Below are 20,227 nucleotides of genomic sequence, written 5' to 3'. Positions count from 1 at the left end.
TCAAGGCCTGGGCGGACCAGGAGCCGGACTGGCGCTGCGATCTGCTCGTGCGCGGCAACCAGCGGATCGGTCAGCTCGTCAGCACGATCTGCGCCGCTGGCCGGGCCCGCGACACGTTCATAGGCACAAAGTCGGGTGTCGTGCGCGAGACCGCCGGCCAGCCGGTCGAGGCGCTGCTGACCCCGCGCAACACAAGGGGCGAGTTCCGCGTCGAACATCGCAAGGTGGATGACTTCCACGCGCTGCGGGTAAAAGCCGTGTCCGAGCGGCTCGAGTGGCAGGAAGACGAGATCATCGTCTATCGCGATGGCTACAGCTTCGAGACCGCCTCCAAGTTCCTCGACCTGTCGCTGATCGGCACGGTGATCGGGGAGAATGAAGAGAACGCCGGCAACGCCTGGAAACTCGCCCGCTACTTCATGGCCGAGCTGCTGCTGCGGCCCGAAGAGATCCAGATCCCGGTCGATCTGCATCACCTCGCCTTGCGGATCGGATCCAAGTTCCGCTTCCAGCACGATGTCCGGCTGAATGGCGTCGGCTCCGGCCGTATTCTGGAGATCACGTCCGAAGGCGCCAGCACCCGGCTGACCCTCGACGAGGCGCTCGAGACCCCGGTGGCCGGCTATCGGCTCTCGGTCTGGAATACGGTCTCCGAGCTGGTCACGGCGACGGCGGTGCAAGACCGCCCGCCGACATCAGTCAACGATTGGTGGCCTTATGATGTCACCGAAGAACTAGCGATTGATGCGAATATTGCTCGGGGCGGCACGTGGTCTGTTCCGTCCAATAAGCAGTCCGCAAGCTACGTTTTGCAGATCCAGTCAGTTGAGATGCCTTCTGTTCCACTCTCCGAATGTCTTGCCGAAGTGGGAGGATTTGGGAGCGGTTTCGCAGTTTTTGTGGATGGCGATCTATTGGTCGTCCAAGCCGGTCAGGGGACCGAGCCAGGAGCGACTGGTCAGGCGCGCATAGAATTCGACTATTCGGCGTTTCGCGGGCATTCGGTTGACCTGACCGTCGAGATCGATACCGATCTCAATAGCCTGAGGCTTTGGATCGGCCGTCGCCTTGTTGCGTCCGAACTTGCTATCGGCGGTGCATATTTAGGCGGCAGGTGGACGGCAGGTAACGTCGGGCATTATCTTTCCGGTTTCACATCTTCGATGGTAGCGGGCGCTCCCAGGAACGACTGGACCGGACAAGCTGGTGATCTTCTAGTCTCCACTGAAGCAAAGGTCCCCGATCCTGTTCGCGGGCCTGTCTGGATCTGCGACCGCGATATCTCCGCCGATATCGAGCCCGGCGATCTGACGGTCATCGAACGGGTGCAGGATGCCGAACGCGATCTGATCGTCACCCGGATCGTGCCCGAAGCGGATGGGCAGGCAACCCTCTACGCGGTCGATGCTGCGCCCGAGATCCTGCAGGCCGACCAGGGCCCGATCCCGACCTACGATCCGGACATCAATACCGATCTGATCGGGCTGGAGGCCGGGCCGTCTTTCCCAAAGGTGCTGGCCATTCGCTCCAACTTGGCCACCGCGATCGTGCGGCGCGCCACTGCCGTCCCGCTGCCCCGGATCGGCGTTGCGACCCGCCCGCCCACAGCGCAGATCGGCCGGGCGGTCTCGGCTCAGATCCGGTGGCGCAAGGTCGGAGATGGCCCCTGGACGACCTCGGCTATCCTGCCTTGGGCGCCGGAGATCTTCACCGATCCCGTCCAGGAAGGGGCGTCCTTTGAGGCCGAGATCCAGTTCCTCGACGATCTGGGGCGGACAAGGGGCTTCGTCCCCGCCGGGATCCTAGAGGCCAGCGTGGCGCCGCTCTTCATCTTCCCGCCCTCCGGCTGGACTGCGAAGGCCGGGATCGACACCGTGACACTGCAGGGCAATGCCTCGATCAACGAGGATTTTGCCGAGTTCCGGGCCTACGCACTGACGGCGGCAGGCCAACCGGAGGTCTTCGTTGCGGCAAGCGCCGCTCCAGTCATCGTCCTGCGGCCTGATCCGGCGATCGGTGCGACGGGCTATGTGATCCGCGAAGCGCTCAACACGGGCGCTCTAAGCAATCCAACGCCGTTCCTGCCGGCCGTGCCAACCGGCGTGGCCGAAGGCGATCTGGTCAATCCGCTGCGCGACAAGATCGAGGACGCCCGCACGACAGCGCACACCGCGATCGCTGAGATCGATGTCGTCGAGGCCAATGTTCAGGACGTGGTGAGCCTTGGGGCGGTCACTCTGCCGGGCGGAGAGATCTCCAGTCTCAAGCTCGTCAGCTACGACGATCCGACGGGCGCCGCGAGCGCAGCGCTGCAGTTCGACGGACAGCTCATCATTGACGGGACGGTCGGGTCGAGCGCGCTCGTCGTGTCGGATTTCAGCGGCAATCTGGTGCGCGATGCGCCGTTTTTCAGCGGCGACGCCCGGCCCTGGGATGTCCGGTCTGCACAGATCGAGCTTGTCGAAGGGCAGATCAGCGATGGGTATCCCGACAAGCATGTCCTGCGCTTTCCGGTCAATCCATCGAATCTGCGCGTCATCGTAGAGCCTTCTACGCCCTGCGAAGCCGGGGCTTTCTACTCTGTTCGGTTCCCGCTCTTCTGCGCCGGATCCTGCCGCTTATTGGTGTCCTTCCAGTTCAAAAAGGCGACCGGGGGAACATTTACTACGAGGCTGGTCGGACCGAGCGCAGGGTCCTTCCCGGCCTGGACCGTCTTCGAGGGTCAGGTTCAAGCCCCGGCGGAAGCCGTTAGCATGCGGATCGATATCGTTCGAGCCGCCCACCCGGATGATGTCGGCGAGGCTTTATTCGGGCGCGCGATCGTGCGGCGCAAGGCGACGGCGAACACGGTGATTCTGCCAGGCTCTATCAAGACCGACCTGCTCGATGTGCAGAACTTCCAAGCCGCACAGCTCGCGGTCTTCGGCGGCTCGCTACAGTCGGACAATTTCCAGCCGCTGCCGAACCTCACCGGATTTCAGATCAATCAGGATGGATCCGCGTTCTTTGGCAGCAATGTCACCATTGGCGGCGCCCTGAAGCGATCGGCCTTTGCAGGCGGCGAGCTGACCGTCCCGATCGAGCCTCTCGATATCGAGTTCATCGAACAAAGCACGACGGATTTTCGCTTCAAGCGCCCCGGTTTGATCGATCTCTACGTGGTCGGAGGTGGAGGGAGCGGCGGGGCGGCCGTCGCGGATCTTGGTGTCAGGCAGGGGGTCGCGGGCGGCGGATCGGCAGGCGGCTGCGTTCGCCAGTACATCATCGAGGCGAACACGACCGACTCCTACACGGTGACCATCGGAGCCGGGGGCGCTGCTGTCTCGCAGAGCGGCAACGGCGCGACCTTCGGTCAGAATGGCAATCGAAGCCGGTTCCAGGGCGCCGGCCTCGATCTTATCGCAAATGGCGGCCGGGGCGGACGGGCCGCTACGTCGCAGAGCCTTCCGGTCGAGGTCAGCGGCGTCAGCGGAGGCACGGCGTCCGGTGGCGACGGCAATTTCCGGGGCGGCGATGCCGGCGGCGCGCTTTGCACGGTGGACGGCGATCTGGGAGCCGCGTCCAGCGGCGGCGCCTTGAGCTTCAACTTGCTCAACGCGGTTGCTGCCAGCCCGGGGGCGGTCAACGGGGCCGGAGATGACGGCAAACCGATACCGGACATTCTCGATGGCGTTCAGAGCAGCCCGATCCCGTTCCTACGCATGGGCGATGGTTACAACTTCCAAGGCGGCAATGCCCGCTTGCAGCGCAATGGCAGCAGCGTGACCAAGGGGGGCAACGGACGGCTCGGGACAGGCGGCGGGGGCGCCGTTGCCAATGGCGATAGCGGCGTCGCCGCCCAAGCCGAAAGCGGCGAAGGCGGGCGCGGCTTCGTCATCATCTTCTATCGCGGCGGGCTCGATCTGGCGGGAGGGAGCTGATGGCGGTCTATCGGCTCGACGGTCCGGACGGCAGTGCCCTCGAGGACAGGATGATCTGTAGCCCGGAGGAGATCGGTAAGTTCGAGATCGAGGGGCGCAGGGCGGTCCTACTGCAAGACACCGGCAAGTCGGACACGGAGGCGCTCGACGATCTGCGGCGCCAGCGGGATCGGCTGCTGGCCGCAAGCGACTGGATCGAGTTCTGCGCCACGCTGCCGGCCGATCGGCGCCTGGACTGGCGCTGCTACCGGCAGCAGCTGCGGGACCTGCCGCAAACGGTCGAAACCCCGCATGATCCGGATTGGCCGGTGCTCAGGGCAGGGCGCCCGCAGACGGTCGTCGCGATAGACGCCTGGCGCCGCGTAGCCTCCGCTCATCGCCGAGCCTTCCTGCGGGCGCTCACCCTCTATCCTGCGCCGGACACCGGTACCGCGCCCCCGGATCAGACGCTTGCGGAGCTACTGACCACGCTCATGCCAGCGCAGGAGGCCGTTCTGCGCGCGCTGGAGGACATCACGGTCTTCCAGCGTCGCCATAGCGACATGTCAGCCTTCGCCGCTGCCACGGGCCTGGACGATATGGCAATGGACGCTCTCTTCGCGCTGGCGATCGGCATCGAAGCCGAGCGGGTGAGCGACGCGGAAGAGGCCGACGACTTTCTGACCCTTTGGACCGAGGCAGGGCCGACATGACAGATGAAGAACGCGAGATGCTGGTCGAGGTGCATGAGCAAATGGGGGTTCTGATGCGCGATCTCTACGGCGTGCCGGAGGGCTCGCCCGATGATGTCCGCCCGCTGATCTATGAGATGCGGACGGTCGTGCGGGCGTTCCAGCGGGCGTCCTGGGTGACGCGGCTTCTGATCTGGCTTTTGCCGACCCTTGCCGGGCTCGGCGTTGCCATCCGCGAGATCACCAGGTGGTTCGGCGGGCGGGGCTCGTGATGCAGTTCTTCAGAAGATCCGCCTGGGATACGAAGGACGTCATCGCCGCCATCGTCGCGGTCGTCATGCTCTTCTATCTCGCCTCGCCCCTCTGGCCCTTCATGCAGGTGCAGCGCGTCGCCGTGGCGTTCCCGTCGGTGTCCCTGACCCGAACCGTCACGCTGCCGATGCATATGCAGTTCACCGATCAGGTCGAGACGATCGACGGCCGACAAGTCGAGGATTGCGATGCCTCGGGCAGGGCGTTCTACGAGGCGCGGGGCAATCGTCCGGTGATCTTCGATTTGGCCTGCGAGACGCTGCCGCCCGGCAGCTACTTCTACACGCCTTGCTGGGTGCCGGCCGTCCTCAGTCTCGTGATGCGGCCGAGCTGCTCCGATCCGATCCCGTTCGACGTCCCATCCGTCGAGCCGCTCGGCTGACCCACCCACATCCCGATCCTGTTCACCGGCCCGCCTCGCGCGGGCTTTTCTCATTGGAGGAGAGCTATGGAACTGACGTTCAGAACTGCGACGGAGGTCGCATTCCACGAAGGACTTGTCCGGCAGGCCTATAAGGACAGCGTCGGCGTCTGGACCTGGAGCGTCGGACTGACCAGCCAGACCGGGCACAATGTCCGGCGCTATATCGACAATCCGCAACCGCTGCGCCGCTGCCTCGAGGTCTTTGCCTGGGCGCTGGACAACTATGCCGAGGCCGTACGTGCCGAGTTCAAGGGGCACGATCTGACCGAGGCTCAGTTCGCCGCCGCGCTGAGCTTCCACTGGAATACTGGATCCATTCGCTCGGCGTCCTGGCCGGACCACTGGAAGGCCGGCAAGATCGCCCAGGCCCGCGAGAGCTTTATGCTCTGGAACAAGCCAGCGGAGATCATTGAGCGGCGCGAAGCAGAGGCGGACCTCTTCTTCGACGGCATCTGGGCCGGAGACGGCACCATGACAGAGTATACCCGGCTCACCGCCCGCCATACGCCCGTATGGTCCTCTGCTCAGCGGATCACGATCGAGCCAATCCTGCGCGCTTTGCTCGGCGACCCGGCGGACATCATGCCCGGCGAGATCAGCCTCTCGGACCGTGAGAAGCTCGACGCCATCCGCGAGATCGTCGCGACCTGAACGACCCCCACCCAACTATCGAACCAAGAAAGGACTCCAGCAATGGATACTCTAAACGCGATCCTATCCTCAGAAGCCGTAATGACGGCAATCGCAACGGTCTTCGCGGCCCTCCTGACGCTCTTCATCAATCGCGCGGCCGGTGCCATCGAGGCCGCTTCCGGGATTCAGATTGAGAAAGGCCACCGCGAGGCATTTCACGAAGCCATTCAGACCAGCGTCGAGTCGGCCCTTCGCTACGGGCCGGACATGGCCTTGGCCAATCTGCGGGCCCATGTCGTGCATCACTTGAAGGAGAGCGTGCCGGACGCCCTCACGGCATTGACGCCGGGCGACGGCGTTCTGGACCGCCTGATCGAGCGCTACTCGGCGGAGTTCCTCGGGCGGCTGCGGAAAGAGCCGAAGTAGCTTTCTAGCCTATCCTGCCGGGCGCCAGACGAGGTGTCCTTGGCGGGGTCAGGGCGGACATATCCGGGGCTCAAAGGCTTCGGTCGTCATACGTATAGTCCCGTATGTGGAGGATCAGGCTTTCGTTCTTCCTGATCTGGTCCTCCACTTCGCGAATGAGCTGATCGAAGGTTTTTTGTCGATCGGAGGGGCCGATCGGCTTGGCGACCTGCTGAAGCGGTTCTTCAAATCGGTCCTCGTTGTGATGCTCGCTGGCTCTTCGGGCGGATCTCTCAACTATGTTTTGGCGGCGGTTCTGCTGGGTCATTCTCTCGATAGTAAGTCTGATTGGGTTGGGTGACGGCTTAACAAGCATCGACGGCTTAGCCTTTGAAACACCACATAGAGTTCGAATGAGCTCTGGCGACGTTTTCTAGATCTAGGCTGAAAAGGACAGCTGCGACAGTCAACCGGCAGCGGGTGAGATCACTACATCTGCTTTGACTTTCCACCAAAGAAACCAGCTTGGGCGTCGGTACTGGCGCCTGACAGCCCCTTTAAGGGGGCAGGTGATGCGCGAACATCACCCACCACGCAGCCACGATTTCAGACCGGCTGCGCCGACGCTCCTCTAAGAATACGTCGCCCATCCCTTTTGCGGGAGGGGACACCCAGATCTGGGGATTCAAATGTCGAAAATGAGGCAAGTACCAGCGGCCAAACCTGTCGCCCCGTGGCTCGGCGGCAAGAAAATGCTCTCGAACCTGATCATCGAGAAGATCGATGCGATCGATCATGCCACCTATGTCGAACCGTTCGTCGGCATGGGCGGGGTGTTTCTGCGCCGGAGCTGGCGCCCGAAATGCGAGGTCGCCAACGACATCAACAGCGAGATTACCAATCTCTTTCGTATCCTGCAGCGGCACTATCCGCAGCTGATCGAAGTCATGCGGTTCCAGATCACATCCCGGCGGGAGTTCGATCGCTTGCGCAAATGCGACCCTGGCACGCTCACCGATCTGGAACGCGCTGCCCGATTCCTTTATTTGCAGCGGCTGGCCTTCGGAGGGCAGCTCGGCGGTGTTTTCGGTGTTGCCACCGACCGGCCCTCCCGATTTAGCCTGTCGCGTCTGGAGCCCCTCTTGGAGGCCGCACACGCCCGGCTTGAAGACGTGATCTTCGAAAACCTCGACTGGCGGGCCATCCTCGAGCGGTACGACGGCCCCAAGACCCTGTTTTATATCGATCCACCATACTGGGGACATGAGGCTGACTACGGCCGAGGGTTATTCGAAAAGAAGGATATCCGGGAGCTGGCGGACAGGCTGTCAAAGATCGACGGCACCTTCCTGCTCTCGATGAACGACACGCATGAAGTGAGGCGTCTGTTCGATGGATTCCACATCGAGGAGGCAAGGGTGACCTATACCGTGTCGAAACAGGAGGCTAAGGCCGCACCTGAGTTGATTGTCTGCAACCGGCGGGTCAAGGTTAGTCTGCTTTGACATCTCAGTCGTCTTTCGACCCTAGCCTCTTGGTACTCAGCACTCACTACTATCCTGCTAAACTGATATTCTCGCGCTAAAGGCGGGTCCCAAGCTAAAAGTTCTACTACATACTCACTGTGTCTCTTTCTCTGAGGACGGGACGGTCCGTCGCGCCGATGGATCCGAGTGGCGGTTCTTCGGATCGGCCGAGCGTGGATCTCCAAGAAAAACAGCGGAGTTTTGGCTCGATAATGCGGCTCCTTTCAGGTGTTAAGGGCTATACAAGATGAACTTGTAGCGTTTACACTTTGGGTTGAGGGTCTTCTGACCTGTACGATCCAGGGTGGGTCAGCCAACACTCTTTGTTGGCTTATGTTTTGTGGTTAAGGTGATTTCATGTCCTATTTAAAAAGCGGAAGCCGAGGCGAAGAAGTTAGGCGATATCAGACAAAACTGAACACCGCGGAATGCACTATAGCAAAGCTTCTTCCGGATGGTGTCTTCGGACCGAAGACTGCAGATGCAGTCGTTAGATTTCAGAAGTTCGCAGGTCTTGCATGCGATGGAATCATTGGGCCTATCACTGCGACCGCTCTCCACGCGCACGCAATGCCATATGTTCCTACAGGGATAGATATATTTGTTGAAGAGGTTTAGAGATGTTTGATATTCCAAATTTTATGTATGCATGCTTTAATCGAAAGCCAATTCACCATTTGATTTCAAAGTTGCTTTCCGCGTCGATTGGAAAAGCAGTAGATATCGGAACCCATGAAGCAGCTTTATTAGAAGCTCAAGGTGGCAGAATATTAAAGGGTTCAGGGCAACCCTTCAATCATCTGGAGAGCCTCAGAGCTTCGAGAAGCTCTTTGTATAATATTGTTTCGAAACTCGATCGAAGGATGCTGGATTTATACCGAAAGAACTATGATTTAGCATCACAGCTACACCGAGCAATAGGTCCTCTGCAAACTTATGCTCGCATTCGTCTAGGAATGGTTGATGACACGCTGAAATTAGCTGCTGAGTTACGACAGAAGTACCCTAACCGGCTATCATGGGTCGTGATCCAAGCACCTCAAAATGCGTGGCGAACGCGTGATATATTAGTGTCAAATGTCATAAGAACTCTCAGCACTTCAAACCCGAACGTTTCTCGCACCCTTATTCCTAGTATTCTTCGACATGGCTTAGGTCACCATACACATATATTGAGAAATCTCTATATTAATACTTCATTGGCAGTTGAGGGAATAAGAATGCCAGTATTTCAGATGGCTCAAAACTTTGCCTCGCTAATTCGCTCGGGCGGTGCATCATTAAGTGCTAGTGCTATTATGTGGTTTACGATTGGATCTAATGTCATTCGTGCAATACTTGATGTTGTAAGGATCGCGTTGATGCGAGTCGGTGGCGCCTTTACTCCAATCATAATTTTTCCGGCAGTGTTTCGGGATCCATTGTACGAGCCTTTCGGCCCCCAGTTAGCTTAGGGTTAGACTGCATAGCCAGTGGATGACGAGAACATTGCGCGCGATTGCTAGAAGAAAAACTTCGAAGCGCCTACCGTGTCGGATTAGTACGCGCCGCCAATCCCTCCGCCCGTCGAAAATGATCTTGATCTCGTTGTTTAAAGCTGATGCGACCAGCCATCTTAAATTGCCGAACAGCCACATAGCGGCCACTTTCACAGTAGTCTAATTCCTTTTGTCGCAAGAGAAATGGATTAGCAATGGTTCTTGGGTCTCCGTATGTTTAGTCCTCACAAAGTGTGCGAAGAGATAAGAGCGCCTGGCGCCATCACAAAAATGATTCTCGACAAGGGAACCTCTTTAATCTATTACTTTGGTAACCTTTCTACCATTTGTTATAATTGCACCGCTAGCTGCATGAACCATATCGCTTTATAATGAAGAGAAGGATCGTACTGGTTATAGATGTGCTTGAAAACATTCCTCCCGGCACGATGGCTGGCATTCTGTCAGGTTTGGCTGTGACCATTCTCGTCGGCGTTTGGAGCGAGCTACGCAGGTGGCTCGACCGGCACCCCTGGGCAAGCGGTGCTGCCGCCGGTGCAGTAGTGGCGCTTCTACTGAGCGGCGCTAATCCGACAGAAGATGAGAGTGCCATGCTGCCAGACGGCATAATCGTTGCGTCGCTTAAGCGATGCGAAGACCTCGCAAACGACTGGACCGACTACACGGCTGCGGCAGGCAGGGTGATTGTTGGCGTTGGTTCGACCACCATTCGCGCCGTGACGCGTTCCTTCGCTCCCACGGAGACTGACGGATATTGGGAACATGTCCTTCTTGAAGACGAGTTACCCGCACACAGGCATGGCTACCGCGATTTTTACTGGCTACAGGACAAGGGTACAGCCGAGCAAAATCAGGTGCCCACCCTCGGCTTTCTCCCGAGTGGCGTGGGAGCTAGTGGTACTGATAGGGGACTAAATGTTGGTTGGTACCGAGACGTCGAAACTTCTCTAAGTAAAGGGGGCAAAGCACATAATAATATGCAACCTTATATCGTGCTTTACTTCTGTGAGAAGAAGCCGACGTGAACGAATTTGCGCGACCTTTGGCATGCTAGAATATTCTGGTCAGGAGTGGCTAGGCTTAATCGGCAGCGCCCTCCTTCGCTTCCAGAATGCTCTGACTGCATCGCAAGGATCTGTCTGGAAGGCCATTGACGTGGTTCGAGCGCTGAATGCTGCCGACTCTAAGGCGCCCAGGATCAAAAGTCCCAAGACAGTCCAGCGTTGGTGAAGCGAGGGATACTGGGACTAGAGCGCTATCCGATGCGCGATGTACATCCGTCCGAAATTGAAGGCGAGGAATAGGAGGGAACTTTGAAGTATGTTGTCGTGGGCGTCTCTAGTAAGGCAAAGACAATCAACCGACTTATAACGAGAGCTGATGGTCTCTTTGTGCTGATCCATCCGAATGTTCCAGCAAAAGACCGTCGATTCAAGGAAAACTATACTTTAGTGGATACTATCGAAGAGGCCGTAGAAAAAATCCGTGATGGATATCATGCGCGTATGGAGAATGTTGAGAATGATCAACCACCCGACGTCATACTGCATAAAAATATCAAGATTTGGGAGTTCTAATAGGAGCCATCATAAACGTTTGCAGGTCTGCGAAGGCAGGAATCGTGGCGACGTGTGAGGATAGTCCGCTGAGCAGGAGTAGGATCGATGCCTGTCTGCAATCGATCAACGTAGTCCGGCCCGGTTTGAGTCAGCACGTCAACAATCCGCATGTTCGAGAGTTTCTCGACATCGTTCTGGAAGCCGAGTGGCGGTCTGCGCAACATATCGTATTGCAAGAGTAAATCGCAACAGTCTTCCCGTTTGGGAAGGATGCTTGATAGAGAAGGTGATTGAACAATGAAGCTAAGTAAATTCGAGAGAGTCAGTCTGATTTATCAGCATATGGTTATGAGAGACCGTGAGATTATGAGAAAAGAGGAATGCGACCTAGCCATAGAGATTTTATCTAATGGCTATGAGCTCCTTTACGGCGAGCTCTACGGGCACGTTTATGACGATCAGGATGTGATGTCGGTGGATGAATGTAGTGAAGTCTTTGATACTCTTTCGATGTTTGAGGGGATCGATAGCGCAATTCAAGATCTTAGTTTGGACCATGAGGCTTTCCGATCTTCAAAGTTTCACGGCTATGACGGCAATAACGAAGCGAAATTTAAGCGCTTTGCGGAGTTTTTGATGACCAAAGAGCGCCGCTTCTCAGATTTACCGACTATTCAGTCGGGCAACTTGAATTCGCATATGCCTGTTCGAGCGCGGTACCGGGATATGCTTCAAGAGTGGAAAGCGATTAGTGCTGAACTTGGGTCTTCGATTTCAAGAGAGTCCCTTGAGAGGGTTCTAGATCAATTCTGATCAAAGGCATGAATTTATGATATGATAGATTAATTGCTCTTTCTCTCGCCATTCGGCGGACTGCGCAGCATCGCTAATGCGATCATTGCCGCATCGAGGCGGCGGCGCGCTGCCGAACAATAAAGCGGAGGCTGAACTATGATGGTGATGACATTCAAGGCACCAGGTGGACTCAATGCGGTGAGCATTGATAGCTCTGGTGAGAATCTTCCGGGAAATCTTGGTCCATGGACTAAGTTAAAATTCGTGGCGGTAACCGATCCACATCTGCTAGATTCGCTCAAAAGTCCCGGCTTCGTGATCGTCGAAGGCGATCTAGGCGCGGGATAAAGATGACAGATGAACGCTTACTTGAGCGTACTGTTCAGTCGGTGCGACACCCCAATAGGCAAGGAAAGCATCATCGCTGGTATGCGGTGATGTGGGTCTTCGTGCTTGGGAAAACCTAGGCAGGTGACCTGTGTGCAGATTTGGTCTAGATCCCGACGAAATGGTAGAATGAAGAGTTCCTCCTAGTCGTCTGCTTTGCGGACGTTTGCTGCCATCTATATCCAAGCTCTGAAAGACCGCAGTCGGCCTAAAGAAGACATCGAGGTTTGTTGCGGTGTGCAAGATTAAGGCACTTACATGCTTGGTTCAAACGGATACATATTCTCTTGAAACAAGCTAATTAACTTGTCTCTGCTGCCACGTACTAGACTTCGTGTATGGGTAGGCGCTGCTCTTACGAGTTTGGCATGTGCAAGATCCCACTCTGGAAATTTTCCATTCTCGATAGGATCAGGAAAAACATCGTAGACCTGCATTTTATCTGAAGTGAGAATCTCCCGAATTGCCGACACCTCAGAGACAGCAAATCCCCATCGAGCGCGATCTCTTTCTGGTTTCTCAATTTCCTTTGCTTTTTCTTCCAGCGTTGAGCGCAGAGGATTAATGTACTCGCAGCGATCAACCGAGACAGACTTCAGAGTTCCATCTCGTCCTGGTTTCTCCAATAATTCTTCAGTGGGAAATGACGCCGGAGTCAGCTGGCCTGTTAAGTGCTTAACCATATCATCTGAAAAAAGTAAGCGGGCTATACTCTCGTTATTATCAACCATTGAGACGCTAGTGAATTACTTTGAAACGAATTTTTCGACCGCATCCAATAAGGTCGACGGGATATCAAAGCGATTCCAAGCATAGTCATCGTGATCAGTCGCGTTCGGCGCGACATCATTTCGGATATGATAAGAAAGCTCCGTTTCTCCGCGGACACCTATATCGATGTAACCTGTGTCAGACTGATGAGTAAACGAAATCTCCCCATAACGATCGATAGTCACGTTTGGGGATAGGCGTTCGGAAAAAATCCCACTGCAAATCAGGACGTTTGCTTCGTTTTGCGCAGCATTGAGCCGCACTTGGTCGATTTCCTCATAGCAATGCCTCGCATACCTACAGAGTTCGTCAACTCTCTCTGATAGGCGATCTCGCGGATGCGTTGACCAAACAAAAGTCTTTGTGCCGTCTTCGTCAACGTTGTGCGGGCGAACGCCAGCAAAGGTTGGAAAGAAGTACTCTGGCGAAATTGAAGCTGATGCACTGCTGTTCGTCATTTTCTAGAAACTCCTATAGTCCCATCTTTCTAAGTAACTGATGGTGCAAAATTTTTCGTAAAAATTCTTTGTTGGCTTCATGGAAATTTGAAAACGAGCTTTCAAGTTCTTGCGCATCATTTGCAAGGTAGTCTCGAAGCAGTTGAAATCTGTCTGGCCGAAGTGCATTCAAGTTACTGACGCTGAAGACTGTAAGCTGGTTTTGTAAGAAGCCACGTGCATCAAATCTGACCAGCTTCTGGCTATCACCTTCGAAGTCGTCAAACCAACCATGCGAAATGTCCCACCTTGGATCCCCATACTCCAGAAGATGGGTTGGTAAGTGAGGATTTTCAACAAAAAAGTTTTTGCATACCAGCGCGTTGCGCTCGGTCGGTGACGAAAATGTGTCCGTAACGCTGTGCTCGATTGACCGAACTGGCTTGTACTGATCAATACACTCTAAAAGCACCGCGAGACGCCGTTTCGCTTCTGGCCAAACAGCCTCCCAGCCATCGTAAGCTCTTGAAGATACAACAATTTGATTCTGGTCGCCGAAGGTAGCAGTCCAACGTGGAGCGCCATTTCGAGCAAACTCGGTAAGGACTTTCGGTGCGGTCGGAGGTTGGCCAGAAGAAACACTTGGCTGCGGCGAGTTGACGTTGAACTGTATCTGAACACCGGTAAGCGCCTCGACGGATGCGAACATATCTTGGATTGCCCCCCTATGATCTTCAAATCTAGCATGATCAGACGCATCAATTGGAGCGGCAAAAGAGACAATAAAGTTAACGATTTCAATCGCATGACGCTGGCCGAAATTCTCACCAAAGAGCCGGATGTGTTCAAACGGATTGTTAGCAGACATACTTTCGCTCTTCTGACCCAGCACGATCATGCTGGAAATCTACTTCACGATCATAAACAGACCGCCCGCTCAGTGCTATGCGACAAGCAACTGACCAGCACAAGCCCAACGTAACAAGGCAAACCTTAACACTATAAGCCACGCGCGGTGATTTGGGATGAACCCGAAGCGGAGTGAAGCATAGTCCCTTTGCTTAAGAGTCTTTCAATGCTTCAGCTTGCCAACGACTTTGAACAACGTTCTGCGCGAGAGTCTGCTTCTCGGGCACCCTGCGACATCGAGATTGCGTTGTGCACGGCAGCTCAGAGCCACACCTATGATTTCGCAAAGTTCGCTTCCTGCGCATAGCAGCCGTCGGTCGGATTACAGTTAGTGCATGCAGCGGATCGTATCGCTTCAATCAGGACGCCTTAAATCACCATCCGGGTACGACGACATATGCCGCGATGTCGCTGATTGATTAGTCTTTCGATACCCATGCCAGACATAGCGGATTTCTGGACTCCGCCTTCCGCAGGCCGAACATCTCAGCCGTCTTTTCATCTCCTGCAGGCTGACGTCTTGTTGCTCTGACAGGATGGCAGTGTGCCCGCATGTGCAGAATGCGTATATCCGGTGTTCTGATCCTTGCGTCATGCAGACCCATTCCCTCTTTACCGACACCCGTCGTTCACCTTACGTTCTGCTGGTGTCTTATGAAACGGTGCAACTTGGTTTGAAGTTCGAGGTTCGCTTGGAGAGTCTCACGGTGCGCGACGCGGTGATCGCGACGTGCCCGAGCTGTCACAAGCGCTTCACGATCGCCCCGCATACGCTCTATGCTCGCTATCATCCCCTGACGCCTGTGCTGACCATCGCCAGAGATATGAAATGCCGACGATGCGGTTGTTCGGGCGAATTTGGGTGGTACATCGTGCGTGCTAAAGGGCCGGAATACCCCCGGCCGGCATAGGTGCTTAGTAAATGTGCAATTTGTATTCCAACACCCTCTCGCACGAAGCAATGCGATCTCTGTTCGACGTCTCTCCTGCACTTACCAAACTAGGCAACCTTCCGGCGCTACCGGCAGTCTTTCCGAAGTATGAAGCGCCGATCGTCGCACTCGGCAAGTCAGGGGGCCGATCGCTCATACGAGCCCGCTGGGGCTTTCTGACGCAACCTAAGCGCTCCAAACGCACTGGTGACTGGCTGTCGCCGCCAGCATGGAACAACGCGCGGGACGACAAGCTGATGGCTTTGAATCTTTGGAAGCAGAGTTTCGAGAGCCGTCGATGTCTAATACCAGCGTCGGCATTCGCTGAAACCACCGGAGCCAAGCCTGCGACGTATCACTGGCTTGCAGCACAAGGCGCCGAGGGCTTCGCCATAGCTGGCTTGTGGCAAGTGCAACGCGGACTCTTTGGAGAACTAGAGGTCGACCAGGTCTCATTCACGATGGTGACGACAGCGCCAAATTCGGTTGTTTCAAAGCTGCACAACCGAATGCCACTCGTGCTGGAGCCGAATGACCACGAAGAATGGCTGCGCGGACCGATGCAAGATGCCAAGAAACTTCTGAGAACACCCAACGACAACGTCGTGGAGATTGTCGCGTCCGGTGAAGCAATGCGGGAGTTCCGCGCAACATAGGGAACAGAATGGTCGAAAGGACCACCTTGCGACCGACCAAAAATTGCTGAACAATTTGCTTAACGAGACTCTTGGCCAACGTTTTTCGGACAGACTAAAGCCATGATAAATAATGATTTCGTTGAAAATACAGCGCGCCAAATATCGGTGAAGCGCATCCCCAGCGCGCCAGTTTCCTCATCTCTGGATCTCAACGCGGATATTGAGAAGGAAACCGTGACAGGCCGCCGTGCGTCATCGCTATCTTCGGGCTTGCGGAGCATATTCCCAAGCATAGTGTCTGTGTGTGCCGTGCATCACTCTGCTGTCAGACCATGATATTTCGACACTGCAATGAGCTACGACTGATGCCCGCCGCGCAAATGAGACGTCAACTACCCCTTTCTGCAGCAAACCCTAAGAAAAGGCCCAGCAACCAAACGTCTCGCGTTAATAGAACAGCCTAAGGTTGCCTACAGCGCCGATGAGGTCGCGGACTGCAGAGAACTCCTAGGCTAGAAAAGACCAAATTTGCGCTGGTTGGGGCGGATCTAGTGATTCTTCATCTATATCCAGAGTTGCCGAAAATAGCCCGGGATCTGCCACAGTTTTTGCCAGAGGCGCAGGCAGAACGGTCCTATATTCTGACGAGGGTGGCATGGGCAGTATCTTTTCTCTGATTTGGTATATTCTGAACCGCGGGCCGTTCGTTTTGATGGTGATCGCTGCAGGCCTCTTTGGTGCAGGCCTCTATTTCGCGGATCTGGCAGAAAAGCGCGAAGACCGGCGGGCTACAGCGCTAGCAAACGGCCCGCCGCCGGTTGTCGATATCGCGGACTTTACCAAACGCCGCGATGTGCACGACTTTAACGAAGTTCATGTCAGGGCGCAGCTCGACTTCACGATGGACTACCGTCTGACACTGACCGGTGACGGCGCGGATGACTACGCCTACATGATCCCCCTCGTCGCGACGGATGCCAAGGCCGGTCAAGATCCTCAAAGCTATGGCATTCTCATACTCGATCACGGTGGGTTCACGTTCGACGATATCGACCCGCTGAAATATCTGGGCGCAGCCGAAACCTTCGGAGCCTTCGGTCCGGTCGTCACGCTTAACGGCTTTAGCGGAAGCCTCGCGAAGTTCGAGGATATCGTCGATGACTCCTTCGCCAGAGAAGGCAGGTCGCTCCCCTCCACGGCTTTGATCCTACGCGAATATCGCAACGGGCGCGCAGCGGCCTTTGCTCCGGGTCAGGCCTCTGAAGGGCAAATCTTCAGGATTGCGGCGCTTCTTTTCCTCGGGCTTGCGGTCATAAAGACCCTGTCTGGCCGCCGCCCGAAGCAACCCGTCTCTTCGATCGACGACTACGATGTTGCCGATAACATCGAAATCCCAGAACCGGCCATGATGACGCCGCGACCGGATCAGTCGGTTCCCCTGTGGAAGCAGCGCGACATGGAGAGAAGCGGCTCGAAAGGCGTTGATATCTACAAGGCGAAGGAGCCGGTGAAGCGGGAGAGAGAAGCCTCCAACGCCGCCGCCCAAGCCCGCACGACTTCTTGGGTCGCGACGGCGCAAAGCCGTGAAGCGCAGAACCGCAAAACCGTTCGCAAAAAAGGTCTTTCGACTGAGCATCGCTTTGCCGCCGCGGTGGTGGCTCTTCTCGCTATTCTGGTTGTTCTGCCGCTCTATGGAACGCGGCTTGGACCTTCCATGACCCTCGAAAGCGGCCTCTTGTCGTCTCTTTCGCTCCCCATCAAGGAACTGCTCGGCGAACCGACGCAGATGAACACCATTGAAAGCCTGCCGAAGCGGGATCAACGCAATGAGATACCTCAGCCCGCGGCAACCCTTGCACCCAAACCCGCCGCGGATCCGTGGATGGCGGATGCGGCTCAAAAGTTCCAGTCCACGCAAGGCCGCTGACGAACCTAAAATGTGACGGCAACGTCCGGCAGATCGAGCGCCTTTATTAGATCGCGTAATTCCTGCCGGGCCGCGATATTCGACATCGTCAGACTGGTGACGCCCACATCCCGCAGATCGAGAAGCGTCAGCCCCTTCGGGAACAGCTCACGAAAGACCACACGCTCGCTGAACCCCGGGGCAGGGCGAAAGCCGATACGACGCGACAAGGCATCGATCGCCACTTCCATTTTCCGCTTGTTGACCATCGCCTGAGATCCAAGCCGATTTCGGATCACCACCCAGTCAATCGGCGGCTCCCCCGCCTTCGCGCGCCGCTGACGCGCCGTCCAGACCATCTCGGAATAGATGCTGGGCCCTTTCACTGTGGTGCCGTCCGCGTCGATCCGGGCCAGCAGGTCGAAGTCGATAAAACTGTCGTTGAGCGGCGTCACCAGCGTGTCCGCGCGGCTATGAGCCACCTGACTGAGCGGAGTATGTGATCCTGGGCAGTCGATAAGAACGAAATCGTATCCTGTCTCGAGGTCATCCAGAGAGGCCATGAGCGCCTCGATCTCGTCCCCCTCTTTGGGCGGCTGAAAATCGTGGTACGCAGCAGACGGGAGGGTCAAACCCTCACGCGCGCAGAACGCAGACCGATTTTCGAGATACCGCCCCAGGGAGCGTTGTCTGAGATCAAGATCGACAGTGCAGACAGAGTGCTCAAGACGCGCCAGCGCAGTGGCGATATGCATCGACACCGTCGATTTCCCCGCGCCGCCCTTCTCATTTCCGATGACGATCACATGAGCCATGTTCAGTCCTGTCCTGGCACCCCGCCCGCGGTTCTACACACTCTTAAAGCGGGTCCAACCGCAAAACCGATGCTTCAGCCCAACCGCCTGCCATCCAACGAAAAACGCCGCCCTGAGGCGGCGTTTGATCGTCAATTTGGCGGCTCGACCTAAAAGCCCAGACCCTCGTACTTTTTCTTGAACTTCGATACGCGGCCGCCGGTATCCATCAGGCGCGTATTGCCGCCAGTCCAGGCGGGGTGTACCGTCGGGTCAATGTCGAGCGAGATTTGATCGCCCTCCTTGCCGTAGGTCGAGCGCATCTGCAAGATGTCGCCATTGGTCATCTTGACGTTGATGACGTGATAGTCGGGATGGATATCTTTTTTCATCGCTTCGGATCCTCTCAGGCTTCTGCGCCGGTCTTGGGCGATTTGGGCTTGTAGTTGGCGACCTCTGCGATCCGTGCGGACTTCCCGCGACGCGAGCGGAGGTAATACAGCTTGGCGCGGCGGACGCGGCCCCGACGCACCACGGTGATGCTGTCGATATTGGTCGAGTGCAGCGGGAAAACCCGCTCGACGCCTTCGCCAAAGGAAATCTTACGGACGGTGAACGATCCGGCAATACCTTCGCCGTTCTTGCGGCTGATGCAGACGCCTTCGTAATTCTGCACGCGGGTGCGCGTGCCTTCCGTCACCTTGTAGCCAACGCGGATGGTATCACCCGCCTTGAAATCTGGAATATCCTTGCCAAGCTCGGCCACTTGCTCGGCTTCCAGTTGTGCGATCAGGTCCATCTGACGCAACTCCTATCTCTGCCCCCGGTTTGTCCGGAGAGGTTTCATGCCGCCTCAGAGCTCTTGGTCTTCGTCGCTGTCCCTACCGATGTAGGCGCGCCAGAGGTCAGGTCGTCGTTCCTTGGTCAGCCTTTCGGCTTCTGCCCGCCGCCAGTCCGCGATTTTGGCGTGATGACCGGAGAGAAGAACCTCCGGGATCTCGCGCCCGTTCCAGATGGCAGGTCTTGTATACTGAGGATGTTCAAGCAGGCCGTCGGAAAAGCTTTCTTCCTCGAGGCTTGCCTGATTCCCAAGCACGCGGGGTATAAGTCGGACTGTCGCATCGATCAAGGCCTGCGCGGCGATCTCTCCGCCTGTGAGGACGAAATCGCCAAGCGAGACCTCCTCAATCCCGAAATGCTCGATCACGCGCTCGTCCACGCCCTCGAACCGGCCACATAGCAGGCTGACACCAGGTCCCTCGGACAGGCGCCGCGCCATCGCTTGATCGAATGGCTTTCCTCGCGGGCTTAGATAAAGCAGCGGACCGCACCGCGGCGTATCTTCGATCGCCTTGGCCAGGATATCAGCGCGTAGCACCATTCCCGCCCCGCCGCCCGCAGGCGTATCGTCCACGTTGCGATGCCGGCCCTCGCCCCAGCGCCGCAGATCCACCGCCTCTAGCTGCCAAAGCCCATCTTTCAGCGCCTTGCCCGTCAGGCTCTCTCCGAGGATCCCCGGAAAGGCATCCGGCAAAAGCGTCAGGACAGTCGCTCGCCAGACCCCGGCAAGCGTCTGCTCTCGTGCCAGAAGATCCTGCGGCGTCGAGGACGCTCGGATTGATTTTCGGCCATGGCTTTTCATGCAACCCCTTCGTCCATAAGCAAGTCCGCCGATGGCAGGACACCGGACGGAATACACTTTTCCTGCT

Annotated in this window: 24 protein-coding genes; 17 read left to right on the top strand and 7 right to left on the bottom strand. The window is 56.7% G+C overall.

Going from position 1 to position 20,227, the window contains the following annotated elements; genetic code table 11:
* The 14 genes from AAD018_RS17350 to AAD018_RS17285 form a co-directional block, all read left to right on the top strand.
* A partial coding sequence (locus AAD018_RS17350) for a glycine-rich domain-containing protein (protein ID WP_412005314.1) occupies positions 1 to 3,920 on the top strand: 3,920 nt, incomplete at its 5' end.
* Positions 3,920 to 4,612, top strand: a complete 693-nt coding sequence (locus AAD018_RS17345) for a phage tail assembly chaperone (RefSeq protein WP_367315581.1) — start codon at positions 3,920 to 3,922, stop codon at positions 4,610 to 4,612. The genes AAD018_RS17350 and AAD018_RS17345, both read left to right, overlap by 1 nt.
* Complete coding sequence (locus tag AAD018_RS17340) at positions 4,609 to 4,863, top strand: hypothetical protein (protein WP_367315582.1); 255 nt, start codon at positions 4,609 to 4,611, stop codon at positions 4,861 to 4,863. Before AAD018_RS17345 ends, AAD018_RS17340 begins: the two co-directional genes overlap by 4 nt.
* Entirely contained in the window at positions 4,863 to 5,285 is a 423-nt protein-coding gene (locus tag AAD018_RS17335) for a hypothetical protein (protein WP_367315583.1), read from the top strand. The genes AAD018_RS17340 and AAD018_RS17335 overlap by 1 nt, the downstream gene beginning before the upstream one ends.
* Before the next feature lie 66 nt (positions 5,286 to 5,351).
* Positions 5,352 to 5,978 (top strand): lysozyme, encoded by a 627-nt coding sequence (locus AAD018_RS17330; RefSeq protein ID WP_367315584.1) that lies wholly within the window; start codon positions 5,352 to 5,354, stop codon positions 5,976 to 5,978.
* A gap of 42 nt (positions 5,979 to 6,020) precedes the next feature.
* Entirely contained in the window at positions 6,021 to 6,386 is a 366-nt protein-coding gene (locus tag AAD018_RS17325) for a hypothetical protein (RefSeq protein ID WP_367315585.1), read from the top strand.
* A gap of 106 nt (positions 6,387 to 6,492) precedes the next feature.
* A complete protein-coding gene (locus AAD018_RS17320) occupies positions 6,493 to 6,726 on the top strand; it encodes a hypothetical protein (protein ID WP_367315586.1) in 234 nt (77 codons plus the stop codon).
* 337 nt (positions 6,727 to 7,063) lie between these two features.
* On the top strand, positions 7,064 to 7,870 hold the full coding sequence (locus AAD018_RS17315) for a DNA adenine methylase (RefSeq protein WP_367315885.1): 807 nt from the start codon (positions 7,064 to 7,066) through the stop codon (positions 7,868 to 7,870).
* A 378-nt stretch (positions 7,871 to 8,248) separates the two neighbouring features.
* Entirely contained in the window at positions 8,249 to 8,509 is a 261-nt protein-coding gene (locus AAD018_RS17310) for a peptidoglycan-binding domain-containing protein (protein WP_367315587.1), read from the top strand.
* A gap of 2 nt (positions 8,510 to 8,511) precedes the next feature.
* Positions 8,512 to 9,345: a hypothetical protein gene (locus AAD018_RS17305; RefSeq protein WP_367315588.1), complete on the top strand. Its 834-nt coding sequence runs from the start codon at positions 8,512 to 8,514 to the stop codon at positions 9,343 to 9,345.
* 416 nt (positions 9,346 to 9,761) lie between these two features.
* Positions 9,762 to 10,415, top strand: a complete 654-nt coding sequence (locus AAD018_RS17300) for a phage baseplate protein (RefSeq protein WP_367315589.1) — start codon at positions 9,762 to 9,764, stop codon at positions 10,413 to 10,415.
* A 288-nt stretch (positions 10,416 to 10,703) separates the two neighbouring features.
* Entirely contained in the window at positions 10,704 to 10,967 is a 264-nt protein-coding gene (locus tag AAD018_RS17295) for a hypothetical protein (RefSeq protein ID WP_367315590.1), read from the top strand.
* A 279-nt stretch (positions 10,968 to 11,246) separates the two neighbouring features.
* On the top strand, positions 11,247 to 11,762 hold the full coding sequence (locus tag AAD018_RS17290) for a YfbU family protein (RefSeq protein ID WP_367315591.1): 516 nt from the start codon (positions 11,247 to 11,249) through the stop codon (positions 11,760 to 11,762).
* Positions 11,763 to 11,909: 147 nt separating this feature from the next.
* Positions 11,910 to 12,092: a hypothetical protein gene (locus tag AAD018_RS17285; protein WP_412005313.1), complete on the top strand. Its 183-nt coding sequence runs from the start codon at positions 11,910 to 11,912 to the stop codon at positions 12,090 to 12,092.
* A gap of 293 nt (positions 12,093 to 12,385) precedes the next feature.
* Here the strand turns inward: AAD018_RS17285 and AAD018_RS17280 are convergent, their stop codons facing one another.
* The 3 genes from AAD018_RS17280 to AAD018_RS17270 are packed head-to-tail and all read right to left on the bottom strand — an operon-like array spanning position 12,386 to position 14,237.
* Complete coding sequence (locus tag AAD018_RS17280) at positions 12,386 to 12,862, bottom strand: hypothetical protein (protein WP_367315593.1); 477 nt, start codon at positions 12,860 to 12,862, stop codon at positions 12,386 to 12,388.
* A gap of 15 nt (positions 12,863 to 12,877) precedes the next feature.
* On the bottom strand, positions 12,878 to 13,360 hold the full coding sequence (locus AAD018_RS17275) for a hypothetical protein (protein WP_367315594.1): 483 nt from the start codon (positions 13,358 to 13,360) through the stop codon (positions 12,878 to 12,880).
* 13 nt (positions 13,361 to 13,373) lie between these two features.
* The gene (locus AAD018_RS17270; protein WP_367315595.1) at positions 13,374 to 14,237 is read right to left on the bottom strand and encodes a TIGR04255 family protein; all 864 of its coding nucleotides are present in this window, start codon (positions 14,235 to 14,237) and stop codon (positions 13,374 to 13,376) included.
* A gap of 604 nt (positions 14,238 to 14,841) precedes the next feature.
* On the opposite strand from AAD018_RS17270, the gene AAD018_RS17265 reads away from it, so the two are divergent.
* The 3 genes from AAD018_RS17265 (at position 14,842) to AAD018_RS17255 (ending at position 17,745) form a co-directional block, all read left to right on the top strand.
* Positions 14,842 to 15,159 (top strand): hypothetical protein, encoded by a 318-nt coding sequence (locus AAD018_RS17265; protein WP_367315597.1) that lies wholly within the window; start codon positions 14,842 to 14,844, stop codon positions 15,157 to 15,159.
* Positions 15,160 to 15,170: 11 nt separating this feature from the next.
* On the top strand, positions 15,171 to 15,836 hold the full coding sequence (locus tag AAD018_RS17260; protein ID WP_367315598.1) for an SOS response-associated peptidase: 666 nt from the start codon (positions 15,171 to 15,173) through the stop codon (positions 15,834 to 15,836).
* A gap of 637 nt (positions 15,837 to 16,473) precedes the next feature.
* A complete protein-coding gene (locus AAD018_RS17255; protein WP_367315599.1) occupies positions 16,474 to 17,745 on the top strand; it encodes a hypothetical protein in 1,272 nt (423 codons plus the stop codon).
* Between the two features lie 5 nt (positions 17,746 to 17,750).
* Here AAD018_RS17255 and AAD018_RS17250 read toward each other — a convergent pair whose 3' ends face one another.
* From AAD018_RS17250 to trmD, 4 genes are all read right to left on the bottom strand, one after another.
* Positions 17,751 to 18,539: a division plane positioning ATPase MipZ gene (locus tag AAD018_RS17250; protein WP_367315600.1), complete on the bottom strand. Its 789-nt coding sequence runs from the start codon at positions 18,537 to 18,539 to the stop codon at positions 17,751 to 17,753.
* Positions 18,540 to 18,688: 149 nt separating this feature from the next.
* Complete coding sequence (rpmE, locus tag AAD018_RS17245; protein ID WP_367315601.1) at positions 18,689 to 18,910, bottom strand: 50S ribosomal protein L31; 222 nt, start codon at positions 18,908 to 18,910, stop codon at positions 18,689 to 18,691.
* Positions 18,911 to 18,924: 14 nt separating this feature from the next.
* Complete coding sequence (rplS, locus tag AAD018_RS17240; RefSeq protein ID WP_367315602.1) at positions 18,925 to 19,317, bottom strand: 50S ribosomal protein L19; 393 nt, start codon at positions 19,315 to 19,317, stop codon at positions 18,925 to 18,927.
* Between the two features lie 54 nt (positions 19,318 to 19,371).
* Positions 19,372 to 20,160, bottom strand: coding sequence for a tRNA (guanosine(37)-N1)-methyltransferase TrmD (gene trmD, locus AAD018_RS17235; protein ID WP_367315603.1), 789 nt, complete (start codon positions 20,158 to 20,160; stop codon positions 19,372 to 19,374).
* Positions 20,161 to 20,227 lie beyond the last annotated feature (67 nt).

It is taken from the genome of Aestuariibius insulae (assembly GCF_040783535.2).
In the GTDB taxonomy this organism is placed as follows: domain Bacteria; phylum Pseudomonadota; class Alphaproteobacteria; order Rhodobacterales; family Rhodobacteraceae; genus Aestuariibius; species Aestuariibius insulae.
Note: the sequence above shows the minus strand (reverse complement) of the source record. Positions and strands in the feature narration are given on the sequence as shown.

Coding starts and splice junctions, on each gene's coding strand:
- AAD018_RS17345 (WP_367315581.1), top strand. CDS start 3,920: ATGGCGGTCTATCGGCTCGACGGTCCGGACGGCAGTGCCCTCGAGGAC.
- AAD018_RS17340 (WP_367315582.1), top strand. CDS start 4,609: ATGACAGATGAAGAACGCGAGATGCTGGTCGAGGTGCATGAGCAAATG.
- AAD018_RS17335 (WP_367315583.1), top strand. CDS start 4,863: ATGCAGTTCTTCAGAAGATCCGCCTGGGATACGAAGGACGTCATCGCC.
- AAD018_RS17330 (WP_367315584.1), top strand. CDS start 5,352: ATGGAACTGACGTTCAGAACTGCGACGGAGGTCGCATTCCACGAAGGA.
- AAD018_RS17325 (WP_367315585.1), top strand. CDS start 6,021: ATGGATACTCTAAACGCGATCCTATCCTCAGAAGCCGTAATGACGGCA.
- AAD018_RS17315 (WP_367315885.1), top strand. CDS start 7,064: ATGAGGCAAGTACCAGCGGCCAAACCTGTCGCCCCGTGGCTCGGCGGC.
- AAD018_RS17310 (WP_367315587.1), top strand. CDS start 8,249: ATGTCCTATTTAAAAAGCGGAAGCCGAGGCGAAGAAGTTAGGCGATAT.
- AAD018_RS17305 (WP_367315588.1), top strand. CDS start 8,512: ATGTTTGATATTCCAAATTTTATGTATGCATGCTTTAATCGAAAGCCA.
- AAD018_RS17300 (WP_367315589.1), top strand. CDS start 9,762: ATGAAGAGAAGGATCGTACTGGTTATAGATGTGCTTGAAAACATTCCT.
- AAD018_RS17290 (WP_367315591.1), top strand. CDS start 11,247: ATGAAGCTAAGTAAATTCGAGAGAGTCAGTCTGATTTATCAGCATATG.
- AAD018_RS17285 (WP_412005313.1), top strand. CDS start 11,910: ATGACATTCAAGGCACCAGGTGGACTCAATGCGGTGAGCATTGATAGC.
- AAD018_RS17280 (WP_367315593.1), bottom strand. CDS start 12,862: ATGGTTGATAATAACGAGAGTATAGCCCGCTTACTTTTTTCAGATGAT.
- AAD018_RS17275 (WP_367315594.1), bottom strand. CDS start 13,360: ATGACGAACAGCAGTGCATCAGCTTCAATTTCGCCAGAGTACTTCTTT.
- AAD018_RS17270 (WP_367315595.1), bottom strand. CDS start 14,237: ATGATCGTGCTGGGTCAGAAGAGCGAAAGTATGTCTGCTAACAATCCG.
- AAD018_RS17265 (WP_367315597.1), top strand. CDS start 14,842: ATGCAGACCCATTCCCTCTTTACCGACACCCGTCGTTCACCTTACGTT.
- AAD018_RS17260 (WP_367315598.1), top strand. CDS start 15,171: ATGTGCAATTTGTATTCCAACACCCTCTCGCACGAAGCAATGCGATCT.
- AAD018_RS17255 (WP_367315599.1), top strand. CDS start 16,474: ATGGGCAGTATCTTTTCTCTGATTTGGTATATTCTGAACCGCGGGCCG.
- AAD018_RS17250 (WP_367315600.1), bottom strand. CDS start 18,539: ATGGCTCATGTGATCGTCATCGGAAATGAGAAGGGCGGCGCGGGGAAA.
- rpmE (WP_367315601.1), bottom strand. CDS start 18,910: ATGAAAAAAGATATCCATCCCGACTATCACGTCATCAACGTCAAGATG.
- rplS (WP_367315602.1), bottom strand. CDS start 19,317: ATGGACCTGATCGCACAACTGGAAGCCGAGCAAGTGGCCGAGCTTGGC.
- trmD (WP_367315603.1), bottom strand. CDS start 20,160: ATGAAAAGCCATGGCCGAAAATCAATCCGAGCGTCCTCGACGCCGCAG.